The sequence below is a fragment of the Streptomyces sp. NPDC020917 genome, from assembly GCF_044333795.1.
Lineage (GTDB): Bacteria > Actinomycetota > Actinomycetes > Streptomycetales > Streptomycetaceae > Actinacidiphila.
Window position 1 is genome coordinate 31,128 of sequence record NZ_JBIRRR010000018.1, and the last position, 22,687, is coordinate 53,814.

Consider the following 22,687-nt stretch of genomic DNA (forward strand, 5'->3'; position numbering starts at 1 on the left):
TCCGGATAAATGCGCTGTTGCCTTGGGGGCGGGTACCTGGCTCACGTCCCGCCCTTTGCCTTCGCTGTCACTAACGCACAGTCCCATCTGCGGGTTCCCCACCCCAGCGGATACAGTCGCCCGGGCGGAGCACAGCAGCGCGCAGCCCGGGGCAGGCCCGGGACGGCGCCCCAGGTGACGTGGGAGAGGGCCATTAGCGGGAACCGGCAGGCGAACTGGGCTTTCGCCGACGCGTTCGTCGCCGAGGACGATGCCCTGATACGCGCCCGCGCCCGCTCGCACACCGCGGAGCTGCGGCCCGTCTCCCCCGGCACCGGCGCCGCGCTGCGGCTGCTGGCGGCGGCCGGCGGCGCGAAGGCCGCGGTGGAGATCGGCACCGGCGCCGGGGTCTCCGGGATCCACCTGCTGCGCGGGATGCGCCCGGACGGCGTACTGACCACGGTGGACTCCGAGCCGGACCGCCAGCAGCTGGCCCGGGAGGCGTACCGGGAGGCCGGCTTCGCCGCCAACCGCTCCCGCTTCATCTGCGGCCGCGCCCTGGACGTCCTGCCCCGGCTCACCGACGGCGGCTACGACCTGGTGTTCTGCGACGCCGACCGGCGCGAGTACCTGGAGTACCTGGACGAGGCGCTGCGGCTGCTGCGGCCCGGCGGCGTGGTCTGCTTCGAGGGCGCGTTCGCCCGGGGCCGGGCGCTGGACGCGGCCCACCGGGACGACGAGGCGCTGCGGCTGCGCGAGCTGATGCGAGTGGTCCGCGACAGCCCGCGGCTCGCGCCGGTGCTGCTCCCCACCGACGACGGCCTGCTGTGCGCGGTGCGCGCCTGAGCGCGAGCCCGGATCGGATCAGGGCGCGTCAGGGCATCGGGGCACCAAAATGCCGCGGCCACGCATCCCGGGGTGCGTGGCCGCGGCAGGGTCTGGGACAGCTGGTCTCAGGCGATGGCCTTCTTCAGCGCATCGCCGAGGGCATCCGCCTCGTCCGGGGTCAGCTCGACGACAAGCCGCCCGCCGCCCTCCAGCGGAACGCGCATGATGATGCTCCGCCCCTCCTTGGTCACCTCGAGCGGGCCGTCACCCGTCCGCGGCTTCATGGCCGCCATGCTCGTTCCCCTTCCTGAAACCAGCTCGGACTCGAACACATTGGTTCTCGGCCATTATCCCGCATCTCCCGACCTGATGACCAATAGCGATGTGAGGACGTTGAACGGCGCACATGCCCATATCCGGCCAATTCGCTGGGCCGACGGGGAACGCGGGTCCGTGCCCGGACCCGGGCGCGCCCGGAATGTTTGACGTACGTCACATGTCCGCCCCTCGACGCCGTCCGGCATTCTGGCCACCACGACATCCGCGAGGGCAGCGAACGACCGCCAGCGACCGCGACGAAGGAGCATCCGCGATGGCCGACAGCGTGCAGTACGGGGTGGACGGCGGGCTCGCCACCGTCGCCTTCAACCGTCCCGAGGCGATGAACGCCCTCGACACGGCAACCAAGGACGCACTGCGCGATGCGCTGCAGGAGGCGGGCGCGGACCCGGCCGTCCGCGCGGTGCTGCTCACCGGCACCGGCAAGGCCTTCTGCGTCGGCCAGGATCTGAAGGAGCACGTGGCCGTCCTGGCGGCGGGCGGCGGCATGACCACCGTCGCCGAGCACTACAACCCGATCGCCACCGCCATCGCGACCATGCCCAAGCCGGTGGTCGCCGGGGTGAACGGCGTCGCGGCCGGAGCGGGCGCGGGCTTCGCGTTCGCCGCGGACTACCGGGTGGCCGCCGACACCGCGTCCTTCACCACCGCGTTCGCGGGCGTGGGGCTGTCCGCCGACTCCGGGATGTCGTGGACGCTGCAGCGGCTGGTGGGCTACGGGCGGGCGGCCGAGCTGCTGCTGTTCCCGCGCCCGGTGCGGGCCGCGGAGGCGCTGGAGCTGGGCCTGGTGCACCGGGTGGTGCCGGCCGCCGAGCTGGCCGCGGAGGCGCTCGCGGTGGCGCGGCAGCTCGCCGAGGGCCCCACGGTCGCGTACGCCGGGATCAAGGAGGCGCTGGCCTACGGGTCCGGGCACGGGCTGGTGGAGTCCCTCACCCGCGAGGACGTGCTGCAGACCAGGTCAGGCGCCTCGGCGGACCACCGGGCCGCGGTCGACGCGTTCCTGCGCAAGGAGACGCCGGTCTTCGAGGGCCGCTGACGGCGCCCTGCGGGCGGCCCGCGCCCTGCCCGGCCACCCGGGCACCCCGCCGCCCGCCGGCCGCTCTCAGCGGGCGGAGCAGCCCGCGAGGTGGTCGTTGACCAGGCCGCACGCCTGCATCAGGGCGTAGGCGGTGGTCGGGCCGACGAACCGGAAACCGCGCTTCTTCAGGTCCTTCGCCAGCGCCGCGGACTCCGGGGTGGTCGCCGGGACGTCCGCGGCGGTGCGCGGGGCCGGGCGCGTGGCGGCGTCGGGGGCGAACGACCAGACCAGCGCGTCCAGGCCGCCGTCGTAGGTCTTGCGGACCTCCTGGGCGGCGGCCGCGTTGGCGATGGACGCGTCGATCTTGGCGCGGTTCCTGATGATGCCCGGGTCGCCCAGCAGCCGCTCCCGGTCCGCGTCGGTGAACGCGGCGACCTCGTCGATCGCGAAGCCGCGGAAGGCGGCGCGGAACCCCTCGCGGCGGCGCAGGATCGTGATCCAGGACAGCCCGGACTGGAACGCCTCCAGGCAGATCCGCTCGAACAGCGCGTCGTCGCCGTGCACCGGCCGGCCCCACTCCGTGTCGTGGTACGCCACGTAGTCCGGCGTGGACAGGCCCCACGGGCAGCGGGCCAGCCCGTCCTCGCCGACCACCAGGCCGGCGGCCGCCGCGGGGCTCTCGGGCTCACTCACCTGCGGGACCCCCGGCGGGGCCCTCGGCGGCCGGCGGCAGGTCGTGTCCGTCGTCCTTGAGCAGGCTCGCGCCGTGCGCCGCCTGCACCCCGGCCAGCGACGACTCCAGCTCGGCGATGCGGGCGTCCCGCTCGGCCAGCTCGGCGCCGAGCCGGTCGAGCATCTCGTCGACGTCGAGCATCCGGTAGCCGCGGACCGCGACCGGCAGCCGGACGCCGTCGATGTCGGAGCGCAGCAGGGGCCGGTCCGGGGGCAGCCGGTCGTCCAGGCGGTCGGGTTCGGAGTCCTTCAGCGCACCGCCGTCCCCCAGAACGGCCATGGCCACGGCGGCGACCACCGCGACCAGCGCGATGAGCATGAACCACAACAAGTCGATCTCCCGGGGTCCGGCCGGCGACGGCAGGTCCAACATGTCAGGCACGATCGTGCCACGATCGCATGAGTCTGAGATGAGGAGCGGCAGTGGCACTTCGGCTGGGCACCCGGGAATTCGCCGAACGGGAGCCGGTGATCATGGCGATCGTGAACCGTACCCCCGACTCGTTCTACGACCAGGGGGCCACGTTCACCGACGAGCCGGCGCTGGAACGGGTCGCGCGGGCGGTCGAGGACGGCGCCGCGATCATCGACATCGGCGGGGTGAAGGCGGGGCCGGGCGCGGAGGTGTCGGCGCAGGAGGAGATCCGCCGCACGGTCGCGTTCGTCGCCGAGGTGCGGCGCCGGCACCCGGACGTGGTGATCAGCGTGGACACCTGGCGGCACGAGGTCGGCGAGGCGGCCTGCGAGGCGGGCGCCGACCTGCTCAACGACGCGTGGGGCGGGGTGGACCCGCAGCTCGCGGAGGTCGCCGCGCGGCACGGCGTGGGCCTGGTGTGCACGCACGCGGGCGGGGCGCAGCCGAGGACCCGGCCGCACCGGGTGGGCTACGACGACGTGATGGCCGACATCCTCGACGTCACGCTGGCCCTGGCCGAGCGCGCGGTCGCGCTCGGGGTGCGGCGGGACGCGGTGCTCATCGACCCGGGCCACGACTTCGGCAAGAACACCCGGCACTCGCTGGAGGCGACCCGGCGGCTGCCGGAGATGACGGCGACCGGCTGGCCGGTGCTGGTGTCGCTGTCCAACAAGGACTTCGTCGGGGAGTCGCTCGACCGGCCGGTCAAGAAGCGGCTGATCGGCACGCTGGCCACCACGGCGGTCTCGGCCTGGCTCGGCGCGCAGGTGTACCGCGTCCACGAGGTCGCCGAGACCCGGCAGGTCCTGGACATGGTCGCCGCCATCGCCGGCCACCGCCCGCCGGCCGTCGCCCGCCGCGGCCTGGTCTGACCGGGCGCGGGCAGGGCGCCGCCGGCCGGGGTCAGGAGGACTCCTTGGTGACGCGGTCCACCGCGTCGTCGACGTCGTCGGTGATGTGGAACAGCTCCAGGTCGGCGGCGGACGCCTTCCCCTCGGCGACCAGGGTGTGCCGGACCCAGGAGGCCAGCCCGCCCCAGTACTCGGTGCCGAAGAGCACGATCGGGAAGCGGGTGACCTTCTTCGTCTGGACGAGGGTGAGCGCCTCGAACAGCTCGTCGAGGGTGCCGAAGCCGCCGGGCAGCACCACGAAGCCACGGGCGTACTTCACGAACATCGTCTTGCGGACGAAGAAGTAGCGGAAGTTGACGCCGATGTCGACGTACGGGTTGAGGCCCTGCTCGAAGGGCAGCTCGATGCCGAGGCCGACGGACACGCCGCCCGCCTCCAGCGCGCCCTTGTTCGCCGCCTCCATCGCGCCGGGCCCGCCGCCGGTGATGACCGCCAGGCCCGCCTCGGCCAGGGCCCGGCCGATACGGACGCCCGAGTCGTACTCGCGGGAGTCCACCGGGGTGCGGGCGGAGCCGAAGACGCTGACGGCCGGGCCGAGTTCGGCGAGCGCGCCGAAGCCCTCCACGAACTCGGACTGGATCCGCAGCACGCGCCAGGGGTCGCTGTGCACCCAGTCCGTCGAGCCGCGGCTGTCCAGCAGCCGCTGGTCGGTGGTGCCGGACTGGACCTGGCCGCGTCGCCGGATCACCGGGCCGGTGTGCCGCTCGGGCCAGCCGGGACCTTCCGCGGAGGTCTCGGCGGCCGCGTAGGCGGCCGCTGCCGCCTCCTGCCAGTCGTCGGCCTCCCCGAACATCTCGTCGGAGCGGTCGGTGGCGTCGGTGGCGTCGGTGCGGTCGGTGCCGCCGGGGTCGTCCATGCCCTTCGTATCAGTCATACCGGCAGGGTACGCATCACGGCGCCGCGGACGGCGCCAGCGGGACGGCGCGCGGCGCCTCGATCCGCCCGCTGACCCAGGTGAACGCGTCGGGGAACATCCGGCCCCAGGTCTTCCAGTTGTGCCCGCCGTTGGGGAGCCGCACGGTCGTGACGGTCGTCGGCGGCCGCACGGCGGCGGTGATCAGGTCGGCGAACTTCGGCGGGCTCTCCGGATCCTGGAGGCTGGACTCGATCAGCAGCTGCACGTCGGGGCGGGTGTTCTGGGCCAGCCACAGAGGGTTGCGGACCCCCACCGCAGGGTTGTCGGGGGCCATCGCGGCGCCGGCGGCGAACGTCTCGGGGTGGTCCAGGGCGAGGCGGGCGGCGCAGTAGCCGCCGGTCGATATGCCCATCACCGCCCAGCCGCGCGGGGCCGGCAGGGTGCGGAAGTTGTGGTTGATGGTGGTGACGACGTCCTTGGTCAGCCAGGTGGCGACCTTGCTCTTGCCGGGCACGTCCGCACAGCCGGTGTTGACCCGGTCCGGGGTGATGGTGGGCAGGACCAGGATCGCCGGCTCCGCGCGGCCGGCGGTGATCTGGTCCTGCATGATCCGGCCCAGCCGCATGCCCCGCAGGAAACTGTGCGGCGTGCCGGGTATGCCGTGCAGCACCTCGATCACCGGGAAGCGGGTGTGCGCGAACTCCTTCTTGGAGTACTGCGGCGGCAGCCACACGATCACGTCGCCCTTGGTGCCGGAGTCCCAGCCGCGGACGCTGGCCCGCTCGAAGCCCTGGGAGTACGGGGTGAACTTCACTCGGTAGTCGGGGACCGCCGGGCTGGGGGCGCCGACGGGGGTGGCCGACGGGCGGCCGCCGGAGTTGGCGTTGCCGAGCAGGTCGTCCCAGGAGGCGTAGAAGCCGTACTGGTTGTTGATGGTCACCATCACCACGAACACCGCGGTGACCTGGCACAGGATGATCATGCCGACCCGGCTGGCCACCCGCAGCGGGTGCGGTCCCCTGACCCGCGGCCACAGCACCACCGCGGCGGCCACCGCCCCTATCGCCAGGGCGATCAGGACTATCGCGAACCATCTGCTCGTCAGACCCACGACGCGCCTTCTTCCCCCCTGTCGACCGGATGGACCCGATCACACCATGCCGGGAAGAAAGACCGTTGCGCACCCCAGTTCGGTTGCTCGGGCCGGAACCGCCCCTCAGGCCGTGAGCCAGGCCCGCAGCTTCCGCTCGGCGTCCTCGACGGCGGCCACCGCGACGTTCTCCTCGCGGGTGTGGGCCAGGGTCGGATCGCCCGGGCCGTAGTTCACCGCGGGCACGCCCAGCGCGGAGAAGCGGGCGACGTCGGTCCAGGACTCCTTGGCAGCGGGCGGAGTTCCGATGGCCGCGACGAAGGCGGCGGCCGCCGGGTGGGACAGCCCGGGCAGCGCGCCCGGAGCCGTGTCGGTGAGGACCACCTCGAAGCCGTCGAAGATCTCCTCGACCCGGGCGAGCGCCTCCGCCTCGCTCTGGTCGGGCGAGAAACGGTAGTTGACGGTGACGGCACACGTGTCCGGAATCACATTTCCGGCGTGACCGCCCTCGATCATCACGGCGTTCAGGCCCTCGGGGTAGACCAGCCCGTCGATCTCCACCCGGCGCGGCTCGTACCCGGCGAGGCGCGCGAGGATCGGCGCGGCCTTGTGGATGGCGTTGTCGCCCAGCCAGCTGCGCGCCGAGTGGGCGCGGCGGCCGCTGGTCTGCACGCGGACCCGCAGCGTGCCCTGGCAGCCGCCGTCGACCCGGCCGCCGGTGGGCTCCAGCAGCACCGCGAAGTCACCGGCCAGCCACTCCGGGTGATGGGCCACGAGGCGGCCGAGGCCGTTGAACTCGGCGGCGATCTCCTCCGCGTCGTAGAACACGAACGTCAGGTCGCGGTTGGGAGCGGTCAGCTCCGCGGCGAGCTTGAGCTGGACCGCGACGCCCGCCTTCATGTCGGAGGTGCCGCAGCCCCAGAGCAGACCGTCGCCGTCCAGCCGGGACGGCAGGTTGTCCGCGATCGGCACCGTGTCCAGATGGCCGGCGAGCACGACGCGTTCGGCCCGGCCGAGATCCGTGCGGGCGACGACGGCGTCGCCGTCCCGGTCCACCCTGAGGTGGGGCACCGCCCGCAGCGCGCCTTCCACCAGATCGGCGAGGGGCTTCTCCTCGCGGCTCACCGACGGAACGTCCACCAGGGCCGCGGTGAGCGCGGCCACGTCCATCCCCAGGTCCAGTCCGTTACCCATGCCCCGCACCCTAGTCAACGCGGGCGTGTCCAGGGGTGCGGCGGGGGCCCGCGTTCTCGGTAAGGTCGCCTCGTGCCCAGGTCATCCAGCCCGCCCGCCAAGGGGAAGACCGGCTGCGGACTCAAGTTCGTCGTCGGCGTCATCGTGCTGCTCGGGGTCGGCATCCTGCTCGCCCGGCTGATGGGCGGCAAGGGCGTCGGACCGGCGGGCTGCACGGTGCAGGCCGCAGGCAACGAGCTGAAGCTGACCGTCGAGCAGGCGTCCAACGCGGCCACCATCGCCGCCGTCGCCACCTCGCGCGGCCTGCCCGAACGCGCGCTGACGATAGCCCTCGCGACGTCCCTGCAGGAGTCCCGGCTGGAGAACATCAACCACGGCGACCGGGACTCGCTCGGCCTGTTCCAGCAGCGCCCCTCGCAGGGCTGGGGCACCGCCCAGCAGATCCTCGACCCGGTGTTCGCGTCCAACTCGTTCTTCGACAGCCTGGTGAAGATCGACGGCTACACCCGGCTGCCGCTGACCGTCGCCGCCCAGCGCGTGCAGAAGAGCGGCTACCCGCAGGCGTACGCCAAGCACGAGGCGGACGCCACGATGCTGTCCGCCGCGCTCAGCGGCCACGACGCGGGCGCGCTCAGCTGCACCACCGGCGCCACCGGCGCGGACAGCGCGGGCGGCCCGGGCGGCGACACCGCGAAGCTGAAGGCCTCGCTCACAAGGGAGTTCGGCAGCCAGGCGCGGCCGCGCACCGACGGCCTGGCGCGCACCGTCGCCGTCCCGTCCGCCCCGGTCGGCGGCGCCGCCGAGGGCGACGGGAACCGCAGGGGCTGGGAGTTGGCCCAGTGGGCGGTCGCCCACGCCCACCAACTCAAGGTCGAGCAGGTCGCCTTCGGCACGATGCGCTGGCAGGCCGCCCACTCCGCCAAGGGCTGGCAGAAACAGAACCCCACCACCACCCCCACCCCCGGCGCCGAAGCCTCCGCCGGCACCCCCTCGGACGGCCTGGTGAGGATCACGGTGGCGAGGTGAGGTGCTGGCGGGAGGTAGCTCGCCGGGTGAACGTGATCGGCTGGACGTGATGGGCGGGCGTAGCTCGTCAGGTGAACGGATCGGCTGGGCGTGATCGGTTGCCCTAGCTCGAAAGGTGGACGTCCTGGCCCTTATTGCCGCGCCCTCGCCTCCGGGCCCTTAAGCCCGGTGTCTGCCGGTCGATCGTGCTCGCCCCCTCGTACCTCGGGGCCTGCGCGCGTTCTCCCTCTAGACACCGGCGGGCCCTTCGGCTCGGGCGCTACAAAAACGGGTGAGGCAGCACGCTTGGAATGTCCCCGGGTTCGCTGTCAGGGTCACCCTGGACTACCTGTCTGGGGTGCCCCATAGGCCCGCACCAATTCTCCCGGCTGCTCCGTGTAGGCATCGAGCCAAAGGGCCCGCCGGTGTCTAGAGGGAGAACGCGCGCAGTGAGCGCAGCGAGCGAGCACGATCGACCGGCGGACACCGGGTCTAAGGGCCCGGCGGCGAGAGGCCGGCAAAAAAGGGCCAGGACGTTCACCCTGCGAGCTACCTCCACCGATCGCTCGCCCCGTCCCACCCACATTCACCCATACGAGCCCCGTTTGCTGCTTATCACTCGAACGGCCGCAACCTTCGGGCGAGTTGGGCGGTAGTCACGGGGACCCCGCGGGGGTCGCACGTCCGGAGAGAGCAACAAGGAGCATCATGTCCCTCCCCCTTCCACGCCGGATCGTCCAGGCTGCTCTGCTGATCGGTGCGGCGGCCGCGCCCCTGGTGGGTGCGGGTGCCGCGCATGCCGCCGCACTGCCGCAGCCGGATCTGGGCGGGGTGAGCAACCTGGACGGCCCGGCCCTGGGCGACACGGTCGGCAGCACCACGCACCAGGCGGCGGTGCTCGCCGCGGAGGGCGGGACCGACGCGATGAAGGCGACGCTGCCGACGGCCGACCACGTGGTGGGCAGCACGGCCAGGAGCGCCGTGCCGACCGCCCAGCGGACGGCCGGGGGCGCGGTGGACGCGGCCGGGCGGCTGGCCGGCGGGTCCACCGAGTCGGCGACGGGCGCGCTGCCGCGCACCGAGCTGCTGCCGACGGCCCCGCTCGCGTCGCTGCTGCCGAACACCGGCGCCCTGCCGACCACCGAGCACCTGCCCCTCAGGGGCCTGCCGGTGGTCTGAGCCGGCCGAACGGCCCGGGCCTGGGCCCGGGCGCGGTCCGGTCAGCCGAGACGGCGTACCGCGGCAGCCACGCGTTCGTCGGTCGCGGTGAACGCGATGCGGACGAACCGGCTGCCGGCGGGGCCGTAGAACTCGCCGGGGGCGACGAGGATGCCCTGCTTGGACAGGTCGGCGACGGTCTCCCAGCAGTCCTCGCCCCGGGTCGCCCACAGGTAGAGGCTGGCCTCGCTGTGCTCGATGCGGAATCCGGCGCCCTCGAACGCGGTGCGCAGTGCGCCGCGGCGGCGGGCGTAGAGCTCCTTCTGCTCCACCGCGTGGGCCCGGTCGCCGAGCGCGGCGACCATCGCGGCCTGCACGGGCTGCGGCACGATCATGCCGGCGTGCTTGCGGATGCCGAGCAGTTCGGCGACCACCGCCGGGTCGCCGGCCAGGAACGCGCCGCGGTAGCCGGCGAAGTTGGAGCGCTTGGACAGCGAGTGGACGGCGATCAGCCCGTCGTGGCTGTCCCCGCAGACGTCGGGGTGGAGCACGGAGACGGGCTGCGGGCCCTCCCAGCCCAGCTCGATGTAGCACTCGTCGGCGACGACCAGGATGCCGTGCTCCCGGGCCCAGTCGACGATCCGCCGCAGCTCGGCCGCGGGCAGCACCCGCCCGGTGGGGTTGGAGGGGCTGTTCAGCCACAGCATCCGGGTGCGCGCCGGGTCCAGGCCGGTGACCGGGTCGTCGTAGGCGACCGGCTCGGCGCGGGCGATCAGCGCCCCGATCTCGTAGGTCGGGTAGGCCAGTTGCGGGTAGCCGACCTGGTCGCCCTCCCGCAGGTCCAGCAGCGTGGGCAGCCACCCGACCAGTTCCTTGGAGCCGATCAGCGGCAGCACGTGCCGCGGGTCCGCGCCGGTCACGCCGTGCCAGCGGCGCAGGTATGCGGCAGCCGCCTCGCGCAGCGCCGCGGTGCCGTAGGTCAGCGGGTAGCCGGGGCTGTCGGACGCGGCGGCCAGCGCCTGGCGCACCACGTCGGGGACCGGGTCCACCGGGGTGCCGACCGACAGGTCGACGATGCCGTCGGCGTGTGCGGCGGCGGTGGCCTTGTACGGCTCCAGGCGGTCCCAGGGGAACACCGGGAGGCGGGCGGAGATGCTCACGTGCTCACTCTCGCTTGGGGGACGAACGCCGGGCCCCGTACGGCGGTGCGCCGTACGGGGCCCGGCGGAGTCAGCCGACGCAGGACGTCACTGGTTCTGCGGCGGCAGCTCTGCGATGAAGGGGTGGTCGCGCTCGATGAGGCCGAGCTTGGAGGCGCCACCGGGCGAGCCGAGCTCGTCGAAGAACTCGACGTTCGCCTTGTAGTAGTCCTTCCACTCCTCCGGGGTGTCGTCCTCGTAGAAGATGGCCTCGACCGGGCACACCGGCTCACAGGCGCCGCAGTCGACGCATTCGTCCGGGTGGATGTACAAGGACCGGGAGCCCTCGTAGATGCAGTCGACCGGGCACTCTTCGATGCACGCCTTGTCCTTGACGTCGACACAAGGCTGCGCGATGACGTAGGTCACGCTGTCGTTCCTCCTCGAGTTGGGCTCATCTCGCGCGGGAGCGCGGCGTCGTCGATGCCCGCACCTAGTATCTCCGTTCCTGGGCACGATCCGAACAGGAGGGGCAGGCATGCCAGGGGATTTCTCGTCCGGAGGTCGGCTCGAAATCCGGATTACCCCCGCTGACGTGGGAAAACGCGTGTCGGTACGGCAACTGGTGGAGATCGTCGACGGGCATCCTACGTTCACCGACACGGTGGGTGTTCTCGCATCGTGGGATGCCGGCGTGGTGTGCGTCACGCGGCGATCCGGGGAGACGGTCCGCATCGCGCAGGCGTCGCTGGTGGCGGGGAAGGTGGTGCCGCCCGCCCCGCAGCGCCGGTCGCGGGGCGTCCCCGAGGTGACGGCGGAGGATCTGGAGGCGACCGCGTCCCGCGCCTGGCCGGCCACCGAGACGGAACGTCTCGGGGACTGGACGCTGCGGGCGGCCGGCGGGTTCAGCAGGCGGGCGAATTCGGTGCTGGTGGGCGGTGACCCGGGCGTGCCGCTGGACGACGCGCTCGGCCGGGTCGTCGCCTGGTACGCCGAGCGCGGCCTCCCGCCGCTGGTCCAGCTGCCCGACAGCTCGCCGTACGGCGCGTCGCTCGAGGACCGCGGCTGGGCGCGGGAGGGGGACACGCTGGTGCGCACCGCGCCGCTGGCCCCGCTCACCCGGCTGCCGGCGGGCCCGGCGGACGTGGCGCTGACCCGCACCCCGGACGCGGCCTGGCTGGCCGCCTACCACCGCACCGGCGATCTCGCCGACGCGGCGCTGAAGGTGGTCGCCGGCGGTCCGTCGGTGTGGTTCGCGACGATGCCCGGCGCGATCGGGCGGGCTGTGGTCGACGGGCCGTGGGCGCTGTTCGGCGCGGTCGAGGTGATACCGGAGATGCGGCGCCGCGGGCTGGCGACCGCGGTCATGGGCGCGCTCGCCCGGCAGGCGGCGGCGGAGGGCGCCACCGCGGCGTACCTGCAGGTGGAGGCGGACAACGCGGCGGCGCGGCCGCTGTACGACCGGATGGGCTTCACCGACCACCACGGCTACCACTACCGGCGTCCGACGGCATGACAGGACCGACGGTACGCGAGCGCTTCGCCGCGGCGGCCCGGGAGGAGCGCCCGGACCTGGCGGAGCTGTGCCTGCTCATCGGAGCGGAGGCCGATCCCGCGCTGGACGGCGAGCCGTCCGACCTGGCCCAGATCGAGCTGGACCGGCTGGCCGGGCTGCTGCCGTTCGGGCTGGGCACGCCGCGGGAGTGGGCGGCCGCGCTGCACCGGGTGCTGGCCGCGGGACACGGTTTCCACGGCTCCCCCGCGGACTACGGGCGGCTGGAGTCGTCGCTGCTCCAGGAGGTGCTCAGGCGCCGCCGCGGGCTGCCGATCCTGCTGTCCGTGGTGTGGATCGAGGTCGCCCGGCGGGCCGGCGCCGCCGTGTACGGGGTGGGGCTGCCGGGCCACTTCGTGGTCGGGCTCGGCGACCCGGAGGGCGACCACGTGCTCGTCGACCCGTTCGAGGGCGGGCGGGTGCTGTCCGAGGAGGACACCGGGCTGCTGGTGGCCGGCACCACCGGTGCCGCCCTGACCCCGTCGATGCTGGCGCCGGCCGACCCGCTGGAGATCGTGCAGCGGGTGCTGAACAACATCCGGGCCTGGGCGGCGCCGCGCCCCGAGCACCGTCCGGTGCAGCTGTGGACGCTGGACCTGACGCTGCTGCTGCCGCGGCACCCGGCCAAGCTGCGCTACGAGCGGGCCCGGCTGCTGGTGGCGATGGGCGACTTCCTGGGCGGCGCGCTGGAGTTGGAGGAGTACGCGAAGGTGATCGGGACGTTCGACCCGGACTCGGCGTCGGGCATCCGGGCGGAGGCGCGGGCCGCCCGCGCGATGCTCAACTGACGCCCGCGGCGCGCGCCGCGCGCCGCGGGCGTCAGCCGACCGTCGTCCCGGCCAGGAACGCGTCGATCTTGTCCTTCATCTGCCGCACCACCCGCTTGTGCGGGCCGGTCGGCATGGCCATCAGCACGGCCAGTTCGACCTGGACGAACGGCAGGTTGGCCGCGTCCACCACCAGCGCGTCGGGCGGGCTGACGTACTCCACCCGCTGGGCCAGGCCCTCGACGGCCTTCACCGACGGGGACAGGTAGCGCTCGACGAGTTCGGCGACCCGCCGCGAGCGCTCCCAGCTCTCCCGGGACAGCAGTTCGGCGCGCACCCCCGGGTCGAAGTCGTAGGTCACCCGGTCCGCGGGCGCGTCGTCGGGGAAGTCCATGTCGACCGCGCGGATCAGCCCGCTGCTGAGGACTTCCGCGAGGTCGGCGGGGTGCGAGAACGGCACCAGCTGGTCGGCCACCAGCTGCATGACGTGCCGGTTCAGCGGCGCCGCGGCCAGCAGCCTGGCGAGCTGGGCGGTGCGCGGGGAGGCGCCGGCCAGGAACGCGACGACCCGCCGGGCGGCGTCGGCCGGCGCGGCTGCGGCTGCGGCTGCGGGCGGCAGGGGCGCGTCCCGGTCGGCTTCCCCGGCCGCGGGCTCGGTCACGCCGATCGCCGTCCCGCCGGACCCGGCGCCCGTCTCCCCCGCCCGCTGGGCCGGCAGCGCCGCCCCTTCCGGTTTCTCGGGCACGACCAGCACCTGCTGCTGCACCCACTGGTCGGACAGCACCAGCCGGCACCACTGCTCGACCCACGGCTTGCGCAGCTCCATGACCGGCACTATCAGGTCGCCCTTGGCGACCGGTGCGGCGGGCACCAGGTCGGTCGCCGCGCTCTCCTCCGGCTCGCGGGTCGCGATGGTGCCGTTGCCGCCGCCGGGCACCGAGGAGCGCAGCTTCAGCGGGCGGGTGTGCAGGGCCGAGCGCGGCCAGTCGGCGTGCGGCTGAAGGTGCAGGACGGCCAGCGGGTAGCGGGCCGACCACTGCCGGAACCGCCGCCAGACCTGCCGTCCCGACCAGGCCGCGCCGACCCCGTCGGTGAGCACCAGGACGATCTTCTTGCGCGGCGACAGCGTCAGCCCGGCGCTGCTGACCGACGCCGCGTCGAACAGGTCGTCGGCGTCGTCGGGCCGCTGCGAGTGCAGCTTGACGATGTGCACGTCGGCGAAGAGCGGCAGGTCGTGGGCGCAGGCCACGAAGCAGTCGACGGTCGGGTACCAGGCGGGCATGGACGCGCCGGTGTCGATGACGAGCACCAGGTCCCACACCGACGGGTGGTGCGGCGCGTCCGGCACGGGTCCCGGGGCGTTGGGGATGGACAGCGTCCCGTCGTCGCCGGGGTCGCGGCGCAGGGCGTCCAGGACGCCCAGGGCGCGGGCGGCCGCGGCCGCGCCCGGCTGCGGGCGGGGCGCCGGCCACTCGGGCGGCGGCGGGGCGAACACCGGCTTGGGCGGGTGCGCGCGCAGTCGCAGCAGGCCGCCGGAGTGCGCCCGGTCGTCCTCGGGCGAGATGGTGACGAGCCAGGCGCCGCTGTCCACGGACCCGGAGTCGACAGGCGTCACGGGACCTTCGCCTCCCCGGGCGGCACGAGCGCGGGCATGGCGGGCAGCGGGTGGTCGGGGTCGTCCCACAGCAGGGTGATGTCGTGCAGGGTGCCGGTGTCCTCGCCGACCGGTGCCGCCGCCGCGTCCGCGTGCAGCGCGCTGACCCGCTGCGGGAGGTCCTTGAGCGGGCCGGTGTCGATCAGCCGCCGCACCGAGGCGCGGAACGCCGAGGAGCGGCAGTCCAGCCGGTGCCAGAGGATGGCCGGCGCGCCGCTGCGGATGGCGTCCATCAGCTCGCTGCGCCCCTCGGTCGAGGTGGGCGGCGCCGAGAGCACCACCACCTGGTCGCCCGCGGCGTCCTCGGGCGCCGGCCGCGGCTCGCCGGGCTCCGCCGGGTCGGCGGCGTCCCCGGCCGCCGCCGGGGTCTGCAGGGTCGCCCAGCGGTCCCGCCACTTGGAGTGCAGGGTGGGCGTCTGCAGCCGCTCCAGGCTGCGCACCACCACGTCGAACCGGGAGATCCCGGCGGGGTCGTTGGCGGACCGGCACCACTCCCACACCGGCTGGTTGAGCAGCGGCAGCGGCAGGAAGAACTCCACCGACAGGTTGCGCACGCTCTCCCCCGCCTGCCGGACCAGCTGCTGGAGCCGCTGGTAGACGGTGCGGGCGATGTCGCGCTGCCCGATCTGCTTGTCGTCGTCGCGCAGCGTCGGGGAGCCCTCGGCGCCGGAGTCGCGGTGCCAGGTGCGCAGCGTGTAGTAGTCGCTGAGCAGGCCGTCGGGCAGGAAGACGAACATCACGCGGGGCGCGACGGTGCGCAGGACCGGGCGGGAGTCGGCGGCGGCCCGGCAGTCGTGCAGCTCGCTCAGCACCTGCCACTCCGACGCCTTGCGGTCGGTCCAGGCGCGCAGCTGGCGGGTGCTGTCGGCGGTCCCGGCGCCGGCGGCGGCCAGGTACTCCATGAACGCCAGGAACGGCGGCAGCCCGCTCGGGAGCACGTTGCGGCGCAGCAGGTGCAGCACGGTGGGCCAGGCGTCGGTGCAGTGCTGCGGCAGGGTCGCGGCCAGCGGTTGCAGCGACGCCTGCGCGACGGCCTGCACGTCGGGCACCGCGGCGCGCTCCACCAGCCGCTGCAGGCCGTCGAGTTCGCCGACGCCCAGCCACTGCCGGGCGGCCAGCACGTCGGACAGGGCGCGCAGCGGGATCGCGGTGTCGGGGCCGCCGGTGACGTAGTCCAGCGCGTCGGCGAGGGCGTCCGCCCGGTCGGTGCGGGTGCTGCACGACTGCACCAGCTGGTGCAGCTGGACGCCGGGGGGCGCGCCGATGTCGGGCACGTCGGCCGGGGCGGTCTGCGGGTCCCGGGCGAGTAACCGCAGCAACGCCCGTGACGCGGACGGCGAGTTGAGTGCCGGGGCGTCGGCCAGGCGGGTCAGCAGGTCCTGCCGGAGCGCGGTCAGCGTCGGCGAGGTGCCCTCCGTGCTGCCGTGAGGCTGTGCGTCGTCCGTCATGGCTGGTCACTCCTGCGGTGGCGAAGACTGCTTCCGATGGGGTGCGCGGGGGGACGGGGTCGGGTACCGGCGGTCCACCGCCGACCGGGCCCTGGCCGGGGGCCCGGCGGGACACCCGCCGGTGGGCCGGCTTGTGGACAACTCCCGCGCGGGGAGCGCCGGTCGGGGACAATGGACGGCATATGGACGCAGGGGGATACGCGGCCTGGGCTGCCGCGGTGACGAGCGCGGCGACGCTCGTCGTGACGACGCTGGTCGGCGGGCGCCGTGAGCACCACCGCTGGGCGCGGGACGCGCTGACCGACGCCTTCGTGGCGTTCCTGGCGGCGAGCTGGCGGCACTCCGATGTCGCGCGCACCGGGCCGCCGGGCGACCCCGCGGTCCAGCCGGGGCTGGCCCGCGAGTACGGCGAGATGCGCAGCCAGCTCACCCGGCTTCGGCTGCTCACCTCGGACGACGTGGTGGCCACCGGCGAGCGGCTGCTGCACCTGCAGCGGCGGGTCCAGGAGGCGGAGACGCCGCAGGTCCAGGGCGAGGCCCTGGAGGCGGTGTCCGAGGCGCGGATGACGGTCGTCGCGGCGGCGAAGAAGGCGATGGGCCTGGCCTGAGGCGGGGCGTCCCCGCGCGTCGCGCCTGCCGGCGGGCGCGACGTGCCCGCCCCCGGGGCCGGCGTGCCCGTCCGGGGGTGCGCTCGCGTGGCCGCGGCCGCCGTCAGGGGACATAGCACCTCATCGCGGACTCGGCGGAGTCGCGGATCTGCGCGAGCACCGTGCGGGTGCTGGCCGGAAGCGTCTGGGTGCGCAGGGTGGTGCCGATCCAGCGGGCGACCTCCTCGAGGTGGGAGTCGCCGGCCTGGGTGAGCGGTCCCGGCAGCCAGTGGGAGGTGATGTTGCGCGCGGCCTGGTGCATGACCGCGTCGTCCGGCGGCAGCGAGTCGAGCAGTTCCTCCCAGTCGCCGAGGAAGCCCAGACCCACCAACCGGGCCCGTTCCAGGCTGGGGTGGCGGCCCTGGGTGGTGCCCGCCATCCCCATCAGGGTGCCGATCTGGGAGCGCACGCTGAGGACCGCGCCGTCGCTCAAGGCCAGCTTGGCGAGCAGGCCCAGAGCGGAGACGGCGTGGGCGGCCATCGACACCTCGACCAGGCCGTGCACCGGGTGCGCGTGCGTGATCGTCCGGGTGTTGTTGGCGACGTGCTGGGCGACCTCGTGCACGAAGCCGAGGCTCTCGTAGAGTCCGGCGCTCGCGGCCAGCAGCACGTAGCGGTGGGCGGCGAGCCCGGTGGGGTCGCCGGGCCGCAGCGCCAGCAGCCGCTCGCGCTGCTCGAAGTCCAGCGCCAGCGGCTGGAAGGGCGGCGCGTCGAGCAGCACGTCGGTGGTGCTGATCAGCGTGAGCACGTCGTTGTCGTCGAGGTCGGGGTCGGCGAGCAGCAGCCCGGTGTCGGTGCGGTCCGGCATGGCCTCCCGCCAGGTCGCCGCCCAGGGCCAGAACCGGGCCTGCGGCAGGCCGTGTTCGCGTACAGCGCGGTCCACGGCGAGCGCCAGCCGGGGGCGCGGGGCGAGGTCGTGCCGGCCGACCGCCGCGACCAGTGCCGCGAGCGGTTCCAGGACCTCGGGGTCGGGCCGCTCCCCGAGGCGGGCGACGATGCCCTCGACGATCCGCTCGACGGCCGGCACGTCCTCGGCGCCCAGGCCGTGGACGAACGCCGCGACCGCCATCAGCCGGGCCGGCGAGCCGGCGTCGCCCAGCGCGGTGCCCAGCTCCTCCAGCACCGTCCCGGCCACCACCGTGCCCTGCATCAGCAGCCGGTGCGCGGCGGCGGTGGCCCGCGCCTCGTCGGCGCCGCACAGCAGCTCCAGCCAGCCGGCCTGCGCCTTCTCGTCCACCTCCAGGACGCAGTGGGCGAGTTCGTCCTGCGGGGAGTCGTGCAGCACCAGTTCGGCGGCCCCCCGCAGGTAGTCCTCCCAGCCGGGCTGGTCGGCCAGGCCCATCCGGAACCGGTGGTCGAGCAGCTCCGCCAGCCGGCCCTCGCCGGCCAGCACGCCGAGCAGGTCCATGCGTTCGCGGTTGAGCCGCCCGGCGGTGGCGGTGTCCGCGCACTCCAGCAGGTCCGCGTCGACCTGGGCCAGCTGCCGGGCGCACGCCCCGGCGTACACCGTCCGCATCGCGCCGCTGGGCAGCACGCCCAGCTCCTCCAGGGTCTGCCAGGCCTGCCGGACCACCGGCCAGGACGCGCCCGGCTGCAGCCGGGACCAGACGTACCCCGACAGCGCCTGCTGCTCGGTGGCGGCGACGCTGCGCAGCGCCCGCACCGTCAGCTCGTCGCTGAGCACGTCGGCCGGAGTCTCCAGCAGGGTGCGCAGCGCCTCGCGCAGGGTCTCGCCCGCGCCCGGCGCGAACCACTGGTGCATCATCACCAGGCCGTCGAGGGCGTCGGCGGCGGCCGGCGCGGCGTCGCCCCGGACGGCGACGTCGTGCAGGATCTCCATGGCCTGCGGGGTGCCGTACTTGGCCAGCGCGTACGCGGCCTGCCGCCAGGCGGGGCCGCCGCTGTCCGCCGACGTGAGGGTCTCCTGGACGCCGGTCAGCAGCCGGTCGCGCAGGCCCGGGTAGGAGTCCGGCGGGGTGGCCTGCAGCAGCCACGCGCCGTAGACCGCGTTGGCCCGCACCGCGGCGTCCAGCACGGCGCTGACCAGCCGCTTGTCGGCGTCGGGGTCGGCGACCAGCATCTGCGCGGCGTCCCGCCAGTCGAAGCGCATGACGCGCTCGGTCACCGACACCAGGTCCCGCTCGGCCTCGGCCTGCAGGGCCGCCGCCGCGAAGTAGGCGTGCACCAGCGGGTCGCGGAAGGTCACCCAGGACTGCGACGGATCGGTCTGCAGGGGGCCCATGTTGAGCAGCGCCTGCAGGGTGGAGTCGGTGTCCTTGGGCTGCATCTTCTGCAGGGTCTGCAGCGCGTCCTGGTAGCGGATCGCGGAGCCGTGGTCGCCCATCTTGTGGGCGAGCAGCTGCAGCAGCTGCATCCGGCGCTCCGCCTCGTTCTCGTCCACGCCCAGCTGGAGCCGGGTGAGGTAGAGGTGGACCAGCGCGCCGGGGTTCGCGGAGATCTGCGGGTCGTCGCCGTGGTACCGCTCGCCGTACTGCTGGACGAGCATCCGCAGGAACAGCGGCTTGCCGGCCATGTCGCGCAGCGCGGCCGCGTCCGGGTCGTCGAACAGCTGCTTCTCCAGGGCGGCGACGCGGCCGCGCCAGGACTGCGGCTCGCGGGTGCGCAGGGTGTCCTCGATGTAGTCGCGGGCCTGCTGCTTGCGCACCTCGTGCAGCACCACGGCCGGCCACGGCAGGTTCTCCGGCCGGAACTCCCAGGACCGCTGGCACACCACGATCGGCAGCTCCGGGTAGTCCTCGCCGAGGGCCCGGATCCAGCGCACGACGACCGGCTTCTCGGTGGCGTCCAGCCGGTTCAGCTCGTCGACGACCACGTGCAGCCCGCCCATCCGCAGCAGCCGGTGCAGGGCCGCGGTGGGCACGCTGTCCGGCACGGCGCAGCAGGCGCGCAGCACCTCGACGGCCGAGTGGCGCACCCCCGGGGCGGCGGCCGTGCGGGCGCCGCTGTCCCGCAGCTGCTCGATGATGCGCAGGGCGCTGGCGGTGACCGGCCAGCAGGGGCCGCCGCCGTGCGCGTCGCCGGGGCCGCCCGGCCCGCTCGCGCCGGCGAGGCCGCCGAGCCCGACAAGGGAGCTGCCGCCGAGGGAACCGCCGGAGCCGCTGCCCGTGCCCGTACTCGCGCCCGCACCGGAGCCGTCGGGGCCGTCGGGGCTCGCCGCGCCGGTCGCTTCGTGCGGGGCGTACGGCCGGGCGGCGGCGCCCTCCTGGAGCAGGCGGGCCTGCAACTCCCGTGCCACGACGGTCTTCCCGGCGCCGGGATCGCCGACGAGCACCACGCGGTGGTACCGCATCAGGATGTCCACGGCGTGGTCCGGCGAGATCACCAGCGCGCCGTCGCCGCGCTGGACCAGCGGCTCGCCGGCGGTCAGCACCCGCCCGGTGAGCGGGATGTACGGGTCAGGGCGGGCGCACTCGGCCCTGCGGCGGTCCAGGGTGGCGGCCAGCGGCCCGCCGAACAGGCTCCCGAGCACCTCGGCGGCCGTCGGGCCGTCCGGGGCCTGCTGGGCGCGGCACGCCTGCCAGGCCGCGAGCAGTACCTCGGCGGCGGCCCACTCCAGCCGCGGCGCCCGCAGCAGGACGCCGGTCAGCGCCGCGACCTGCTGCGGCGGCCACTGCGCGAAGAACGCCTCGTCCAGGCCCTGCAGCGCCTCGGAGGCGACGCCCGCGGTGGCCGCGGACACCGCGACCTTGTGGGTGCTCTGGTCCTCGTCGGGGAACTTCAGGCTGCGGCACGCGGCCAGCGTCAGGTGCTGGAACAGGTGGCGCGGCGCCGCCTCGGGCCCCACCGCCTCGGCCACCTCCAGCGCGGCGGCGCGCAGCGCCCACAGGTACGCGAGGCAGCGGGCCAGCACCGGGGAGCGGTCCTGTGCCGACGCGACGAGGGCGGTCAGCAGATCCTTCTGGCACTTGTTCGCGATGACCGGGGCGAGCGCGGTCAGCACCGCCAAGTCCCGCTGGAGCTGGACCAGTTCGGACCACGGAAGATCCTCGGCGGTCAGTTCGCGCAGCGCGCAGACCTCCAGCCACGCGTAGTCGGCGAGGGTGGCGCCGGAGGTGTCGGCCTGGGCGTAGTCGATCAGGTACGGGTTGAGGCCGCACAGCAGGATGTTCCGCGGGTTCAGATCACCGTGCACCATCGAGTGCACGCGGGGCTCGGGCGGCCCGGTGAGCACCTGGTGGAGGCTGCGCAGCGGGTGGGCGACGGCGACACCCGCGCACTCCAGGTGGGTGGCGGTCTCGCGGTAGCCGGGAAGTCCCGTGGCGCCGGCCGCGCTCGTGCCCACAGCGCCGGCCGCGCCTGCCGCGTCCTCGTCGAGGAAGGTGCGCAGCCGCCGGGACCAGGTGTCGGCGCGGCTCGCGGCCACGCTGCCGTACACCTCGACGCTGCTCTGGCCGGCGAGGGCGGACTCCAGGTCGGTCTCCTTCGCCTGGCCGCGGGCCCTGACCTTCACCCGGGTGTCCTCGACCCGGCCGGTCAGCCCGTGCTCGGTCAGCTCGACGTCCTCCAGGCGGACCGCCACCAGGTCGCGGACGGCGAGGGTGCGCTGGTCGCCGGGCGGGGCGGTGGAGTTGCGGAGCAGGGCGTCCCCGGGCAGGAAGGCGGCGAGGACCTCGTCCTCACTGGGGTTGCCCATCATCAACTGCGGGCCCTCGTCGTCGCCGTCCCTGACGATGTCGAAGTCCAGGGCCAGGTCGCTGCCCAGGTCGCGGTTGCGGGCACGCAGGCTGCCGGAGGTGGTGTCCGGGCTGCGGTGCAGGGCGCGGGCGAGCGCGCGGGTGACGGCCGAGACGGCGTCCGACGCGGCCCGGGAGTCGGTGTGGCCGCGGATCCCGGCGACCACCACGTCCTCAAGCGAGCGGACCTCGCCGCCGCTCTGGTCGCGGTCGCCGGCGTGCTGGTAGACCACGACCTGGCGGCCGAGGCTGTCGTGGCGCTCGGGCTCCAGCACGGCGCGGCTGACGGCCAGTATGGGCACGTACATCGCGAACCGGTTGCTGCGGTCGATGCGGCGGAAGGCCGCCCACTCCTTCGCGGCCGAGGCGCGGTCGGAGAGCTTGGCGACCTGTAACGCCTCGTCGCCTCCGGCGTGGACGACGGCGATCTCCAGGACCTCGGAGCCGCTGCGGCCGCCGGCGAGGCGCCGGCAGACCCGGACCGTGCGGACGGTGGACGGCCAGCGGCCGGGCGCGGGGGCTTCGCTCTCAGCGGTGGTGGCGGCGACGGTGACCAGGGCGGACCGGATCTCGTCGCGGCTGTTCGCGTCGTCGATGCCGCACCCGGCGTCGAACTCGATGTCCCATGTCACCCGCAGCTCCCCCCGCCGGCAGGCCGGGCCCCTTCGCCCTGACCCTCACTTACCCCTGCGCGCCGGGTGTCTCACACGGCGGTCGAGTTTATCGGCGGGGCCCTCGCGGGCTGCGGTGCCGCGCCAACGTCTCCTTGCTCCAGGGATTTCTCCCGGGTTCCCACTCAGCGCTCCGCGCTGCTCCCCCTCTACCGCGACGCCGTGACCCCCATCCGGGTTCCCTGCGCCCTGGCGGCATCCGGGGTGCCTCGCGCTGCGCGTGGCCGTCTGCTGGTCTCGTCGTGGCTGATCGCGCTGGGGGCACCTCCCAGGCGAAGCCCTGGGGGACCCCGCGCCCTGCCGGCGTCCGGGGTGCCCCCGGGTGTGCTTTGCCGTCTGCCGCGTCGTTGTGGCTGATCGCGCAGTTCCTCGCGCCCCTGGCGGTGCACCTTCGGTGGGTGGGGTCGGGGCCGCCACGGGAGTATCTCCTCGGAACCGTGCGTGCGGCTCCCTCCGCGAAGGTGCCCGGGCGGATGCACAGTTCCTGCGGGGACACTCCCGCACCGTCCCCTCCCAGCCCGCCCCCCGTCTGCGGGAGGAATGACGACAGCGTCCACCCATGGGGGCGCGGGGAACTGCGCGCTCAACCA

19 protein-coding genes are annotated in these 22,687 nt (G+C 74.3%); 8 read left to right on the top strand and 11 right to left on the bottom strand.

Annotated features, from left to right (window positions below):
- Window positions 1-174 precede the first annotated feature (174 nt).
- On the top strand, window positions 175-825 hold the full coding sequence (locus ACH4TG_RS30410; protein WP_398245796.1) for an O-methyltransferase: 651 nt from the start codon (window positions 175-177) through the stop codon (window positions 823-825).
- 107 nt (window positions 826-932) lie between these two features.
- Here the strand turns inward: ACH4TG_RS30410 and ACH4TG_RS30415 are convergent, their stop codons facing one another.
- Window positions 933-1,100, bottom strand: a complete 168-nt coding sequence (locus ACH4TG_RS30415) for a DUF3117 domain-containing protein (RefSeq protein WP_069464762.1) — start codon at window positions 1,098-1,100, stop codon at window positions 933-935.
- A gap of 299 nt (window positions 1,101-1,399) precedes the next feature.
- Between ACH4TG_RS30415 and ACH4TG_RS30420 the strand changes: the two genes are divergently transcribed.
- Window positions 1,400-2,182, top strand: coding sequence for an enoyl-CoA hydratase-related protein (locus ACH4TG_RS30420; protein WP_398245797.1), 783 nt, complete (start codon window positions 1,400-1,402; stop codon window positions 2,180-2,182).
- Between the two features lie 66 nt (window positions 2,183-2,248).
- Here the strand turns inward: ACH4TG_RS30420 and ACH4TG_RS30425 are convergent, their stop codons facing one another.
- Together ACH4TG_RS30425 and ACH4TG_RS30430 are read right to left on the bottom strand one after the other, a co-directional pair.
- The gene (locus ACH4TG_RS30425) at window positions 2,249-2,857 is read right to left on the bottom strand and encodes a DNA-3-methyladenine glycosylase I (protein WP_398245798.1); all 609 of its coding nucleotides are present in this window, start codon (window positions 2,855-2,857) and stop codon (window positions 2,249-2,251) included.
- Window positions 2,850-3,269 (bottom strand): cell division protein DivIVA, encoded by a 420-nt coding sequence (locus tag ACH4TG_RS30430; protein ID WP_398245799.1) that lies wholly within the window; start codon window positions 3,267-3,269, stop codon window positions 2,850-2,852. Before ACH4TG_RS30430 ends, ACH4TG_RS30425 begins: the two co-directional genes overlap by 8 nt.
- 101 nt (window positions 3,270-3,370) lie before the next feature.
- Between ACH4TG_RS30430 and folP the strand changes: the two genes are divergently transcribed.
- Window positions 3,371-4,183 (top strand): dihydropteroate synthase, encoded by an 813-nt coding sequence (folP, locus tag ACH4TG_RS30435; protein WP_398245933.1) that lies wholly within the window; start codon window positions 3,371-3,373, stop codon window positions 4,181-4,183.
- 31 nt (window positions 4,184-4,214) lie between these two features.
- Here the strand turns inward: folP and ACH4TG_RS30440 are convergent, their stop codons facing one another.
- The 3 genes from ACH4TG_RS30440 to dapE all read right to left on the bottom strand — a co-directional run bounded on the left by ACH4TG_RS30440 (window position 4,215) and on the right by dapE (window position 7,362).
- Complete coding sequence (locus tag ACH4TG_RS30440; protein ID WP_398245800.1) at window positions 4,215-5,096, bottom strand: TIGR00730 family Rossman fold protein; 882 nt, start codon at window positions 5,094-5,096, stop codon at window positions 4,215-4,217.
- 16 nt (window positions 5,097-5,112) lie between these two features.
- On the bottom strand, window positions 5,113-6,189 hold the full coding sequence (locus ACH4TG_RS30445; RefSeq protein WP_398245801.1) for an alpha/beta hydrolase: 1,077 nt from the start codon (window positions 6,187-6,189) through the stop codon (window positions 5,113-5,115).
- A 105-nt stretch (window positions 6,190-6,294) separates the two neighbouring features.
- Window positions 6,295-7,362 (bottom strand): succinyl-diaminopimelate desuccinylase, encoded by a 1,068-nt coding sequence (gene dapE / locus ACH4TG_RS30450; RefSeq protein WP_398245802.1) that lies wholly within the window; start codon window positions 7,360-7,362, stop codon window positions 6,295-6,297.
- 72 nt (window positions 7,363-7,434) lie between these two features.
- Between dapE and ACH4TG_RS30455 the strand changes: the two genes are divergently transcribed.
- Together ACH4TG_RS30455 and ACH4TG_RS30460 are read left to right on the top strand one after the other, a co-directional pair.
- A complete protein-coding gene (locus ACH4TG_RS30455; protein ID WP_398245803.1) occupies window positions 7,435-8,388 on the top strand; it encodes a heavy metal transporter in 954 nt (317 codons plus the stop codon).
- A gap of 687 nt (window positions 8,389-9,075) precedes the next feature.
- Window positions 9,076-9,546: an ATP-binding protein gene (locus ACH4TG_RS30460; protein WP_398245804.1), complete on the top strand. Its 471-nt coding sequence runs from the start codon at window positions 9,076-9,078 to the stop codon at window positions 9,544-9,546.
- A gap of 41 nt (window positions 9,547-9,587) precedes the next feature.
- Here the strand turns inward: ACH4TG_RS30460 and dapC are convergent, their stop codons facing one another.
- Window positions 9,588-10,685 carry a succinyldiaminopimelate transaminase gene (gene dapC / locus ACH4TG_RS30465; protein WP_398245805.1) on the bottom strand — a complete coding sequence of 366 codons (1,098 nt, stop codon included), beginning with the start codon at window positions 10,683-10,685 and terminating at the stop codon, window positions 9,588-9,590.
- A gap of 87 nt (window positions 10,686-10,772) precedes the next feature.
- Window positions 10,773-11,093 carry a ferredoxin gene (fdxA, locus tag ACH4TG_RS30470; protein ID WP_033319951.1) on the bottom strand — a complete coding sequence of 107 codons (321 nt, stop codon included), beginning with the start codon at window positions 11,091-11,093 and terminating at the stop codon, window positions 10,773-10,775.
- A 109-nt stretch (window positions 11,094-11,202) separates the two neighbouring features.
- On the opposite strand from fdxA, the gene ACH4TG_RS30475 reads away from it, so the two are divergent.
- Window positions 11,203-12,180 carry a GNAT family N-acetyltransferase gene (locus tag ACH4TG_RS30475; RefSeq protein WP_398245806.1) on the top strand — a complete coding sequence of 326 codons (978 nt, stop codon included), beginning with the start codon at window positions 11,203-11,205 and terminating at the stop codon, window positions 12,178-12,180.
- Window positions 12,177-13,004 (top strand): transglutaminase family protein, encoded by an 828-nt coding sequence (locus ACH4TG_RS30480; RefSeq protein ID WP_398245807.1) that lies wholly within the window; start codon window positions 12,177-12,179, stop codon window positions 13,002-13,004. Before ACH4TG_RS30475 ends, ACH4TG_RS30480 begins: the two co-directional genes overlap by 4 nt.
- A gap of 31 nt (window positions 13,005-13,035) precedes the next feature.
- On the opposite strand, the gene ACH4TG_RS30485 is transcribed toward ACH4TG_RS30480, so the two are convergent.
- Complete coding sequence (locus ACH4TG_RS30485) at window positions 13,036-14,598, bottom strand: SAV_2336 N-terminal domain-related protein (protein ID WP_398245808.1); 1,563 nt, start codon at window positions 14,596-14,598, stop codon at window positions 13,036-13,038.
- Complete coding sequence (locus ACH4TG_RS30490) at window positions 14,595-16,085, bottom strand: hypothetical protein (RefSeq protein ID WP_398245809.1); 1,491 nt, start codon at window positions 16,083-16,085, stop codon at window positions 14,595-14,597. Before ACH4TG_RS30490 ends, ACH4TG_RS30485 begins: the two co-directional genes overlap by 4 nt.
- A 182-nt stretch (window positions 16,086-16,267) precedes the next feature.
- Between ACH4TG_RS30490 and ACH4TG_RS30495 the strand changes: the two genes are divergently transcribed.
- Window positions 16,268-16,693 (top strand): hypothetical protein, encoded by a 426-nt coding sequence (locus ACH4TG_RS30495; protein ID WP_398245810.1) that lies wholly within the window; start codon window positions 16,268-16,270, stop codon window positions 16,691-16,693.
- Window positions 16,694-16,796: 103 nt separating this feature from the next.
- On the opposite strand, the gene ACH4TG_RS30500 is transcribed toward ACH4TG_RS30495, so the two are convergent.
- The gene (locus ACH4TG_RS30500; RefSeq protein ID WP_398245811.1) at window positions 16,797-22,058 is read right to left on the bottom strand and encodes a hypothetical protein; all 5,262 of its coding nucleotides are present in this window, start codon (window positions 22,056-22,058) and stop codon (window positions 16,797-16,799) included.
- Window positions 22,059-22,687 lie beyond the last annotated feature (629 nt).